Below are 10,751 nucleotides of genomic sequence, written 5' to 3' on the forward strand. Positions count from 1 at the left end.
CATGCAAAAAGTCTTTCGTATCGGCCAGATCGTCCCCAGCTCGAACACGACGATGGAAACCGAAATCCCCGCCATGCTGATGGCGCGCCAGCAGATCCGCCCGGAACGCTTCACCTTCCATTCAAGCCGCATGCGGATGAAGAAGGTGGTCAAGGAAGAACTGGCGGCAATGGATGCCGAGTCCGACCGCTGCGCGGTGGAGCTGAGCGATGCCCGCGTCGACGTGCTTGGCTATGCCTGCCTCGTCGCGATCATGGCGATGGGCCATGGCTACCACCGGCAATCCGAACAGCGCCTGAAGGCACATACCACAGCGAACGGCGGCGACGCGCCAGTCATCACCAGTGCCGGGGCGCTGGTGGATGCGCTCAAGGTGATGGGCGCGAAGCGCATTGCAGTGGTCGCGCCCTACATGAAGCCGCTGACCGAACTGGTGGTGGACTACATCCGCAACGAGGGCTACGAAGTCGTGGACTACCGCGCGCTGGAAATCCCCGACAACCTCGACGTCGGCCGCCATGATCCGTCGCGCCTGCCGGAGATCGTTGCGCAGATGGACACGCGGGACGCCGACGTGATCGTGCTGTCTGCCTGCGTGCAGATGCCATCGCTGCCAGCGGTGGCCAAGGTCGAGGCGATGACCGGCAAGCCGGTGCTCACCGCCGCCATTGCCACCACCTACGCCATGCTGCGCGCGCTGGACCTGGAACCGGTCGTGCCGGGCGCGGGTGCGCTGCTGTCCGGCGCTTACTGAGGGGGGGCCATGAGTACCTTCCAATACGGAGGCCAGGTTCATGCCAATGGCATCCGCCAGCATTACCTGCGCTACGGGGGCAATGAGGGCGAGCGTGGCGGGCGTGACGCCGTCGTTATCGTGCCCGGCATCACCAGCCCCGCGATCACATGGGGTTTTGTCGGCGAGCAGCTCGGCGTGCACTTTGACACCTACATCCTCGACGTGCGCGGCCGCGGGCTGTCGTCGGCGGAGCCGGGGCTCGACTATGGCCTCGATGCGCAGGCGCGAGACGTCGTCGCCTTTGCCGAAGCGCTGGGCCTGCGGCGCTACAGCGTGGTCGGCCATTCGATGGGCGCACGGATCGGCCTGCGTGCCGCGGCGGCAAGGCCGCACGGGCTGGCGCGGCTGGTGATGGTCGACCCGCCTGTCTCGGGCCCCGGGCGTCGCCCATATCCGGCGCAACTGCCGTGGTACGTCGATTCGATCCGGCTGTCCCGGGAAGGCACCGGCCTGGAAGGCATGCGCCGCTTTTGCACGACCTGGACCGACGAGCAACTGCGCCTGCGCGCCGAATGGCTGCACACCTGCAATGAAGACGCGGTGGTGCGCAGTTTCGAGGACTTCCACCGTGACGACATCCACGCCGACATGCCGCGGGTAAGGGTGCCCACGCTGCTGATGACCGCAGGCCGTGGCGACGTCGTCCGGCCCGAAGACGTCGCCGAGATCCGCACGCTGCTGCCCGGCGTGCTGGTCAGCCACGTCGCCAATGCCGGCCACATGATCCCGTGGGACGACGAAGCGGGTTTTTACTCGGCGCTGGGGGACTTCCTCGGCGCGCCGCTGGCGCAAGCGCTGGGACAATCAGCGAGCAAGGAGCCGACATGCCGGTAAGTGACCACCAGATGATCGAGGCCTGGCGCAAGGTGCTGCGGCTGTCCCGGCTGGAGCCGGGACAGACCGTCACCATCCTCACCAGTGCCGCCACCCACCCGCAGACGCTGTCCACCGCGCTCACCGCCACGCAATCGATGGGCGCCATCGTCAACCGGCTCGACCTGCCGCCCGTCAACGGCGAGAAGGCACTGAGCCGCGATGCGCTCGCCTACCTCGGTACCACGCCGCTGACCGGTAATCCGGCGGCCATCGCCGCACTGAAGGCGAGCGACCTGGTGCTGGATCTGATGACGCTGCTGTTCTCGCCGGAGCAGCACGAGATCCTGCAGGGCGGCACCAAAATCCTGCTCGCCGTCGAGCCGCCCGAGGTGCTGGCCCGGTTGGTGCCCTGCGAGGCCGATCGCGAACGCGTGAAGGCGGCGTCGCAGCGGCTGGCAAGCGCGAAGGAAATGCACGTCGTCTCGCCCGCCGGCACCGACCTGCGCTGCCCGCTGGGCGAATTCCCCGCCATCGGCGAGTACGGCTTTGTCGACGAGCCCGGGCGCTGGGACCACTGGCCCAGCGGCTTCGCGCTCACCTGGCCGAACGAAGGCGCTGCGCACGGCACCATCGTGCTCGATAAGGGCGACATCCTGCTGCCGCAGAAGAGCTACGTCACCGAGCCGATCCGCCTGACGGTCGAAGCGGGCTTTGCGACGCGCATCGAAGGTGGGCTCCATGCCGAACTGCTGAGCGAATACATGGCGTCATTCAACGATCCCGAAGCGTATGCGATCTCGCATATCGGCTGGGGGCTCCAGCCTCGTGCACATTGGTCGACGCTGGGCCTGTACGACCGCGAGGCCACCATTGGCATGGATGCGCGCGCGTTCGAGGGCAACTTCCTGTTCTCGCTCGGCCCGAACAACGAGGCCGGCGGCCATCGCACCACGGCCTGCCATATCGACATCCCGGTGCGCCGCTGCACCGTGCGCCTGGACGGCGTCGACGTGGTGACTGCGGGCAAGGTGACCGACGGCTTCCGCTACCCGGAGGACAAGTCGTGATGCACAGGGAAATCGGCGCGTACCAGCGCCAGGGCTTCGGCAATGCGCTGGAGCTGGATGGGCCCTTCGGGCTGCTGCTCGTGGACTTCGTCAACGGCTTTGCCGATCCGGCGGTGTTCGGCGGCGGCAATATCCGCGAGGCCATTGCCAGTACCGTGCCGCTGCTCGCGGTGGCGCGGCGCGAAGGCTGGCCGGTCGCGCACAGCCGCATCGTCTATGCCGATGACGGCGCCGACCACAACGTCTTCTCTATGAAGGTGCCGAACATGCTGACGCTGAAGGAGCATGCCTTCAACAGCGCCATCGTGGAAGAACTGGCGCCGCGCCCGGGCGAACTGGTGGTGCGCAAGACGGTGCCGTCGGCGTTCTTCGGCACGTCGCTGGCGGCATGGCTGACGCAGCGCGGCGTGCGCACGCTGGTGGTGGCCGGCGCCGTCACCAGCGGGTGCGTGCGGGCCAGCGTGGTCGATGCGATGCAGTACGGCTTCCGCCCGCTGGTGCTGTCCGACTGCGTGGGCGACCGCGCGCTGGGGCCGCATGAGGCCAACCTGTTCGACATGGCGCAGAAGTATGCAACCGTCGCCACGCGGGCAGACGGGCTTGCGGCCATTGGCGTGCGGGAATAGGCGCCTGAAGGGCCGGCATGCGGTAAAGCCGCAATTGACAGGCACTCCGGCATTTCCATAGGATTTTGGTCAGTATGCTGAATAAACCACGCTTATCATCGGAACGGACAGGGCAATGACATCGTCGATGGAACCGGATTACCCGGATAGCGCGCGCGGCCAGGGCGTCGGCGCTCGCGTGGCGCGCAAGGAGGACGCGCGGCACCTTCACGGCAAAGGCCGCTTCGTCGCGGACATCGCCATGCCGGACCTGCAGGAAGTGGCGTTCCTGCGCAGCCCGGTCGCGCACGCGCGGCTGCTGTCGGTGACCAAGCCGTCCAGTCACGCCGCCGCGGTGGTCGTGCGTGAAGACATGACGGCGGCTGCCGACATCATCGCCGACTCGGCCTTCCCGTCCTACCAGCCTTCGGCGCAGCCTCCGCTGGCCAGCGGCAAGGTGCGCTTCGTCGGCGAACCGATGGCGATGGCTTTTGCACCCACGCGCGCCGAGGCCGAGGACATCGCCGAGCAGGTCGCCGTGTCGTTCGACGAACTGCCCGCGCTTGCCGACGTAACCCAGGCCCGCCAGCTTGCCGGCGAGGTGCGCGTGCACGAGCACTGGCGCGACAACACCTTCCTGACGCTGACCGCCGACAAGAACTTCGAGGCGCGCCAGCGCGAGGCGACGGTGGTGGTGCGCCGCCAGATCGACCTCGCTCGGCAGTGCATGGTGCCGATGGAAGGCAAGGCGGTGCTGGCCTATTGGGACCACCAGTTCGACCAGTTGGTGGTCTACAGCGCGACGCAGGTGCCGCACATGATCCGCACGATCCTGGCGCACTGCCTGGGGCTGGAGCAGGAGCGCGTGCGTGTGATCTCGCCCGACGTGGGCGGCGCCTTCGGCTATAAATGCGTGCTGCAGCAGGAAGAACTATGCATCGCGTGGCTGGCGATGACGTACAAGCGCCCGTTCCGCTTTATAGAGGACCGGCGCGAGCACCTGACCGCCGGCGCGAACTCGCGCGAGCACCACTACGACCTGACTGCGTATGCCGATGCGCGCGGCCGCCTGCTGGCGCTCGATGCAAAGGTCGTGATCGATGGCGGTGCCTATTCGGTATGGCCTTTTACCATCGGGTTGGAACCGGGGCAGGCGATCGGCAACCTGCCGGGGCCGTACGCCTTTGACGGCTACCGCTGCGAAACCACTTGCGTGGCGACGAACAAGCCGGGCTTCGTACCCTATCGCGGCGTGGCGCGCACCGGCGTCTGCTTTGCGATGGAACTGATGATCGACGCCATCGCCCGCGAGGTGGGACGCGAACCGTGGGAGGTGCGCTGTGAAAACCTCGTGCCGCCCGAGGCCATGCCTTATGTCAACGTCACCAACAAGCATTTCGACGGCGGCGATTACCCGGCCAGCGTACGCAAGGCCATGGAGATGATCGGCCTGCCCGCGATCCGCGCGCGCCAGAAGGCGGGCCCGCAGGGCAACATCTATGTCGGCGTGGGTTTCGGCACCTACACCGAGCAATCGGCGCACGGCACCTCGGTGTTCGCCGCGTGGGGCACTCCGGTGATTCCGGGCTTCGATTCGGCGACGGTACGCATCACGCCGGACGGCGGGCTGGAGGTGCGCGTGGGCGTGCATTCGCACGGGCAGGGCATGGAGACCACCTTCGCGCAGATCGCCAACGAGATCCTTGGCATCGACATCGCGCGGATCAAGGTCGTGCACGGCGATACCGGCCTGACGCCGTTCTCGACGGGCACGTATGCGTCGCGCTCGCTGGTGATGTCCGGCGGCGCGGTGTCGCGCGCGTGCAAGGCGCTGCTGCCGCGCCTGCTGAGGATCGGTGCGCACATGCTGGGCCTGCCGCAGGATGCCGTGGTGTTCCGCGACGGGGCCGTGGCGGCCGGGGATGCGGGCACCGCCGACATCGCGCGCATCGCCAACGCCTGGTACATCAACCCGCACCTGTTGCCACCGGACGTCGATGCGCAGGGGCTGGAAGTCACGATGGGCTTCAAGCCCGCCGTCGATACCGGCAGCTTTACCTATGCCACGCATGCGGTGGCGGTGGAAGTCGACATCGATTCCGGCCACGTCGAGATTCTTGACTACGTCGTGGTGGAGGACTGCGGCACCATGATCAACCCGATGGTGGTCGAAGGGCAGACCTACGGCGGCGTGGCGCAGGGTATCGGCACCGCGATGTTCGAAGCGATGCATTACGACGGCAACGGCCAGCCACTGGCGTCGACGCTGGCGGACTACATGCTGCCGGGGCCGACCGAGATCCCGTCGATCCGCATCCATCATTTCGAGACGCCGTCGCCGCATACGGAGTTCGGCGCCAAGGGCATGGGCGAGGGCGGGGCGATCGCGCCGCCGGCGGCGATCTTCAATGCCGTCAACGACGCGTTGCGCGATTTCGGCGTCGAGCTGAAGGAGACGCCGCTGACACCGCGCAAGATCCTGGAAGCGCTGGATGCGGCCGAGGCCGATGCGCATAACCGGAAGGCAGCCTGACCGATGAAAGCCGTTGCATTCTCCTACCACGCACCCGGCTCGCTGCCGGACGCATTGAGCCGCCTGGGCGCGGGCACTGATGTATCCAAGGCCATGGGCGGCGGTCAATCGCTCGGGCCGATGCTGAACCTGCGCCTGACGCGGCCCGATACGGTGGTCGACGTGTCGGCGCTGCGCGAATTGCGCGACGTGACCGCAGGCGCCGACGGCATCCGCATCGGCGCCTGCGTGACCCATGCGCAGATCGAAGACGGCGTATTCGAGCCGCTGCGCGGCACCATGCTGCAGGCCGTTGCCGGCGGCATCGCCTATCGGGCGATCCGCAACCGCGGCACCGTAGGCGGCAGCCTAGCGCATGCGGACCCCGCGGCCGACTGGGTCGTGGCCATGACCGCGCTGGGCGCGCGCATCGAGATCGCATCCGCTGCCGGCACGCGCGAAGTGCGGATGGAGTCGTTCATGCTCGGCGCCTACACCACGGTGCTGGCTGACGGCGAGCTGATTGCCGCGGTGCGGGTGCCGCCGCAGACCGCGCACAGCCGCTGGGGCTACCAGAAGCTGTGCCGCAAGACCGGCGAGTTCGCCGAGGCCAGCTGCGCCGCGTACTTCGACGCCAGCCGCAGCTTCGCCCGCATCGTGCTCGGCGCGCTGGACGGCCCGCCCGTGGTGCTGCCCGGCCTGACTCGCGCCGTCGCGGCGCAGGGTGCGGCGGCGCTGACGGCCGACGCCGTCGCCGAAGCCGTCGTGCAAGCCGCGCCGGGCAAGGACGCCATCGACCGCAAGCTGTACCGAACCGTCGTGATGCGCTGCGTCACGCAACTGCTGAATTGAGGAGCGCCCCGTGCAGACCATCGAATTCACCGTCAACGGCCGCCGGGTATCCGGCGCGTGCGCGGACCGGACTCACCTGGGCGACTACCTGCGCGAAACGCATCGCCTGACCGGCACCCACCTCGGTTGCGAGCACGGCGTGTGCGGCGCCTGCACCGTGCTGGTGGACGGCAAGCCGGTGCGCTCGTGCATCACCTTTGCCGCCGCCTGCCAGGGCGCCGACATCGTCACGGTGGAGGGCTACGAGGACGACGCGGTCATGGCCGACCTGCGCGCCGCCTTCAACCGGCACCACGCGCTGCAGTGCGGCTATTGCACGCCCGGGATGCTGGCCACCGCGCGCGATATCGTGCTGCGCCTGCCCGATGCCGACGAAGCCACCATCCGGCATGAGCTGTCGGGCAACCTGTGCCGCTGTACCGGCTATATGGGCATCGTCGCCGCGATCCGTTCGGTGCTGGACGCGCGCCGCGCGGCCACCGGCGTGATCGCGCGGCATGCCCGCGCGGCAGCCGCGCCGCTGCCATTCGCGGGCTTCACGGTTGCCGACGAGGCGCTCGGCACGCAGCCGCACCTGGCTGCAGCAGGCAGCGCCGAGCCGGAGCGCTCGGCCGACCGCAAGGGCTGGTCGCGCATCGAGGGCGGCTTTACCGTGCCCTATGCGCTGGACGAGGTATGGGCCTTCATGGCGGACCTGCCGGCCGTGGCGGGCTGCCTGCCCGGTGCGGTGCTGACGGAAGTGGCCGGCGAGAAGGTCAAGGGCCATATCGCCATCAAGTTCGGCCCCATGTCGGCAAGGTTCGAAGGCGCCGCCCGCCTTCAGCGCGATGACGCGAACAAGCGTGGCGTGCTGAAGGGTGCGGGACAGGACTCGCTCAGCAATTCCAAGGCGGCGGGCGATATCGCCTACCAGCTCAGGGCCTTGTCCGCCGGCGAGACCGAAGTTGCGGTCGACCTGCAGTATTCGCTGCAGGGGCCGCTCGCGCAGTTCTCGCGCTCGGGGCTGGTGCGAGACTTCGTGCGGCGGATGATCGCCGACTTCGGCAGGTCGGTATCGCGCAGGATGGATCCGACGCTGAGCGAGGCCGAACGCAACCAGGTCGCGCGGCTGAATCCGGTGGCGATGTTCTTCGGCGTGCTGTGGGAGCGCGTGCGGCGCCTGTTCGGCCCGCGCTGAACTACCTTGGCCGGGAAGGCGGGGAGCGCGGCCTCCTTGCCCGCCTTACCCAGGATGCACTACAACCAGTAGTGCGGTGGCCGTGGTCTTGCCACCATTGGAGATCGCATGTGCGACATCGGCCGCATAGCGCGCGGTCTCGCCGTGCCGCAGCTTCTTCTCGTCGGCGCCCGCGCGCACCGTCATCGATCCGCTCAGCACCGACAGGTGCTCCTGGGTGCCGGCCTCGTGGGGCTCGGAGGCCAGCACGCCGCCGGCCTGGATCGTCAGCTCATACCACTCGAAGCGCCCGGCCAGATCGATCGGGCCCAGGATGCGCAGGTCGCAGCGCGTGTCCGGGCTCTTCAGCGAAGGGATCGCGTGCGGCTGGACCACGGTGATGCCGCCGCCGGGACGCTCCGCGGCGCCGCCGGCGAGGAAGTCGGTCAGGCTTACGCCGAGCGCATTGGCCAGCCGCCACAGCACCGCCACGGTCGGATTGGCCAGGTTGCGTTCGATCTGCGACAGCATCGACTTGGACACACCGGCGCGGCGCGACAGTTCGTCGAGCGACAGCCGCTGCTGCTGGCGCAGCGCCTGCAGCGCCATGCCGACGGCGGGCGGCCCGTCGGCCGGCGGGGTCTGGAGCAGGGCTTGCGTCATGGAATGATGTTCGTTATATTGCGCAAAATGTTCGATATACAGAACGTGTTCGATTTATCGATCGGATCGTAGCACATCCGCCTGCACACCAATCGACCGATCCACCATTCAGACCCAGGAGCCAAGCCATGCCGAATGCCCAGGCGTTCTATGCGTCCATCCGCGACGAGCTGCAATCCATCCGCGACGCCGGGCTGTACAAGAACGAGCGCGTGATCGCGACGCCGCAAGGCGCGCGCGTGCGCACCAGCGACGGCCGCGAGGTCATCAACCTGTGCGCCAACAACTATCTGGGCCTGTCGTCGCACCCGCGCGTGATCGAGGCCGCGCACGAAGCGCTGCGCACGCACGGCTTCGGCCTCAGCTCGGTGCGCTTCATCTGCGGCACGCAGGACCTGCACAAGACGCTCGAGGCCCGGCTGTCGAGCTTCCTCGGCACCGAGGACACCATCCTCTACGGCTCGGCCTTCGACGCCAATGGCGGCCTGTTCGAAACGCTGCTGGGGGCGGAAGACGCGGTCATCAGCGATGCGCTCAACCACGCCTCGATCATCGATGGCATCCGCCTGTCCAAGGCGCGGCGCTACCGCTACCAGCACAACGACATGGACGACCTGCGCGCGCAGCTGGAGCAGGCCCGCGCCGACGGCGCGCGCTACACGCTGGTGTTCTCCGACGGCGTGTTCTCGATGGACGGCACCGTGGCACGCCTGGACCAGATGCGTGCGCTGTGCGACGAGTACGGGGCGCTGCTGGGCATCGACGAATGCCATGCCACCGGCTTCATGGGCCAGCGCGGCCGCGGCACGCACGAGGCGCGCGGCGTGTTCGGCAAGATCGACATCATCACCGGCACGCTGGGCAAGGCGCTGGGCGGCGCGTCCGGCGGCTTCACCAGTGCGCGCAAGGAAGTGGTGGCGCTGCTGCGCCAGCGCTCGCGGCCGTATCTGTTCTCGAACACGGTGGCGCCGGCCATCGTGGGCGCGTCGATCGCGGTGCTCGATATCCTTGAAGGCAGCACCGAGCTGCGCGACCGGCTCGAGCGCAACACCAGGTTCTTCCGCGCCGGGCTGGACCAGCTGGGCTACGACGTCAAGGCCGGCGACCACCCCATCATCCCGATCATGGTCTACGACGCCGACAAGGCGCAGCAGCTGGCGCAGCGGCTGCTGGAGCTGGGCGTGTACGTGGTGGGCTTCTTCTACCCGGTGGTGCCCAAGGGCCAGGCCCGCATCCGCGTGCAGATGAGCGCGCTGCATGACGAGGCCACGCTGCAGGCGGCGCTGGACGCCTTCGGCCAGGCCGGCCGCGAACTGGGGCTGATCCGATGACCGACGGCACTCCCAGGATCCTGATCGTCGGCGCCAACGGCCAGATCGGCTCCGAGCTGGCACTGGCGCTGGCCGAGCGCTACGGCCGCGGCAGCGTCATTACCTCCGACGTGGTGCCGACCGGCCGCCACGTGCACATCACGCACGAGATGCTCAACGCCACCGACCGCGGCGAACTCGCCACCGTGGTCGAGCGCCATGGCATCACGCAGGTCTACCTGCTGGCGGCGGCGCTGTCGGCCACCGGCGAAAAGGCGCCGCAGTGGGCCTGGAACCTGAACATGACGAGCCTGCTCAACGTGCTGGAACTGGCGCGGCAGACCGGGCTGGAGCGCGTGTTCTGGCCCAGCTCGATCGCGGCGTTCGGCCCGACCACGCCATCGGTGGATACGCCGCAGAAGACCGTGATGGAGCCGACCACCGTCTATGGCATCTCCAAGCAGGCGGGCGAGGGCTGGTGCCGCTGGTACCACGCCAACCACGGCGTCGATGTGCGCAGCGTGCGCTATCCGGGGCTGATCTCGCACAAGACGCCGCCTGGCGGCGGCACCACCGACTATGCGGTCGATATCTTCCATGCTGCCGTGAAGGGCGAGCCCTACACGTGCTTCCTGAAGGAAGACGAGGCCCTGCCGATGATGTACATGCCCGACGCGCTGCGCGCGACCATCGAACTGATGGAGGCACCTGCGGAACGGCTGGGCGAACGCGGCAGCTACAACATCGCCGGCACCACCTTCACGCCCGCGCAGATCGCCGCGGCGATCCGCAAGCATGTGCCGGACTTCGAGATCCGCTACGAACCCGACTACCGCCAGGCGATCGCGCAAGGCTGGCCGGATTCGATCGACGATTCGGTGGCGCGCGCGGACTGGGGGTGGAAGGCGCAGTACGGCCTGGAGGAAATGGTCGCGGACATGCTGGCCAACCTGAGGGCGACGCTGGCCGCCTGA

Annotated in this window: 10 protein-coding genes; 9 read left to right on the plus strand and 1 reads right to left on the minus strand. The window is 68.1% G+C overall.

Going from position 1 to position 10,751, the window contains the following annotated elements; genetic code table 11:
- Position 1 precedes the first annotated feature (1 nt).
- From U9J39_RS27125 to U9J39_RS27155, 7 genes are all read left to right on the plus strand, one after another.
- Complete coding sequence (locus U9J39_RS27125) at positions 2–754, plus strand: maleate cis-trans isomerase family protein (RefSeq protein WP_115682921.1); 753 nt, start codon at positions 2–4, stop codon at positions 752–754.
- Between the two features lie 9 nt (positions 755–763).
- A complete protein-coding gene (locus U9J39_RS27130) occupies positions 764–1,630 on the plus strand; it encodes an alpha/beta fold hydrolase (protein WP_116313636.1) in 867 nt (288 codons plus the stop codon).
- A complete protein-coding gene (locus U9J39_RS27135; protein WP_116313638.1) occupies positions 1,621–2,679 on the plus strand; it encodes a 2,5-dihydroxypyridine 5,6-dioxygenase in 1,059 nt (352 codons plus the stop codon). The genes U9J39_RS27130 and U9J39_RS27135 overlap by 10 nt, the downstream gene beginning before the upstream one ends.
- A complete protein-coding gene (locus U9J39_RS27140; protein ID WP_115712738.1) occupies positions 2,679–3,305 on the plus strand; it encodes an N-carbamoylsarcosine amidohydrolase in 627 nt (208 codons plus the stop codon). The genes U9J39_RS27135 and U9J39_RS27140 overlap by 1 nt, the downstream gene beginning before the upstream one ends.
- A gap of 115 nt (positions 3,306–3,420) precedes the next feature.
- Positions 3,421–5,817 carry a xanthine dehydrogenase family protein molybdopterin-binding subunit gene (locus tag U9J39_RS27145; protein ID WP_115682917.1) on the plus strand — a complete coding sequence of 799 codons (2,397 nt, stop codon included), beginning with the start codon at positions 3,421–3,423 and terminating at the stop codon, positions 5,815–5,817.
- Positions 5,818–5,820: 3 nt separating this feature from the next.
- A complete protein-coding gene (locus U9J39_RS27150) occupies positions 5,821–6,648 on the plus strand; it encodes an FAD binding domain-containing protein (RefSeq protein WP_326348571.1) in 828 nt (275 codons plus the stop codon).
- Between the two features lie 10 nt (positions 6,649–6,658).
- Positions 6,659–7,825, plus strand: coding sequence for a xanthine dehydrogenase family Fe-S subunit (locus tag U9J39_RS27155; RefSeq protein ID WP_326348572.1), 1,167 nt, complete (start codon positions 6,659–6,661; stop codon positions 7,823–7,825).
- Between the two features lie 45 nt (positions 7,826–7,870).
- Here U9J39_RS27155 and U9J39_RS27160 read toward each other — a convergent pair whose 3' ends face one another.
- Entirely contained in the window at positions 7,871–8,467 is a 597-nt protein-coding gene (locus U9J39_RS27160; RefSeq protein ID WP_115682914.1) for a helix-turn-helix domain-containing protein, read from the minus strand.
- Positions 8,468–8,595: 128 nt separating this feature from the next.
- Between U9J39_RS27160 and kbl the strand changes: the two genes are divergently transcribed.
- On the plus strand, positions 8,596–9,798 hold the full coding sequence (gene kbl / locus U9J39_RS27165) for a glycine C-acetyltransferase (protein ID WP_116313641.1): 1,203 nt from the start codon (positions 8,596–8,598) through the stop codon (positions 9,796–9,798).
- Positions 9,795–10,751, plus strand: a complete 957-nt coding sequence (locus U9J39_RS27170) for an L-threonine 3-dehydrogenase (RefSeq protein ID WP_111521121.1) — start codon at positions 9,795–9,797, stop codon at positions 10,749–10,751. Before kbl ends, U9J39_RS27170 begins: the two co-directional genes overlap by 4 nt.

Origin of the sequence: Cupriavidus sp. SS-3 (assembly GCF_035818815.1) — a bacterium.
Taxonomy (GTDB): domain Bacteria; phylum Pseudomonadota; class Gammaproteobacteria; order Burkholderiales; family Burkholderiaceae; genus Cupriavidus; species Cupriavidus taiwanensis_C.

What these genes read in the sequence shown, in the direction of transcription:
- U9J39_RS27145 (WP_115682917.1), top strand. Translation starts at nt 3,421, where the DNA reads ATGACATCGTCGATGGAACCGGATTACCCGGATAGCGCGCGCGGCCAG.
- U9J39_RS27130 (WP_116313636.1), top strand. Translation starts at nt 764, where the DNA reads ATGAGTACCTTCCAATACGGAGGCCAGGTTCATGCCAATGGCATCCGC.
- kbl (WP_116313641.1), top strand. Translation starts at nt 8,596, where the DNA reads ATGCCGAATGCCCAGGCGTTCTATGCGTCCATCCGCGACGAGCTGCAA.
- U9J39_RS27140 (WP_115712738.1), top strand. Translation starts at nt 2,679, where the DNA reads ATGCACAGGGAAATCGGCGCGTACCAGCGCCAGGGCTTCGGCAATGCG.
- U9J39_RS27170 (WP_111521121.1), top strand. Translation starts at nt 9,795, where the DNA reads ATGACCGACGGCACTCCCAGGATCCTGATCGTCGGCGCCAACGGCCAG.
- U9J39_RS27150 (WP_326348571.1), top strand. Translation starts at nt 5,821, where the DNA reads ATGAAAGCCGTTGCATTCTCCTACCACGCACCCGGCTCGCTGCCGGAC.
- U9J39_RS27125 (WP_115682921.1), top strand. Translation starts at nt 2, where the DNA reads ATGCAAAAAGTCTTTCGTATCGGCCAGATCGTCCCCAGCTCGAACACG.
- U9J39_RS27160 (WP_115682914.1), bottom strand. Translation starts at nt 8,467, where the DNA reads ATGACGCAAGCCCTGCTCCAGACCCCGCCGGCCGACGGGCCGCCCGCC.
- U9J39_RS27135 (WP_116313638.1), top strand. Translation starts at nt 1,621, where the DNA reads ATGCCGGTAAGTGACCACCAGATGATCGAGGCCTGGCGCAAGGTGCTG.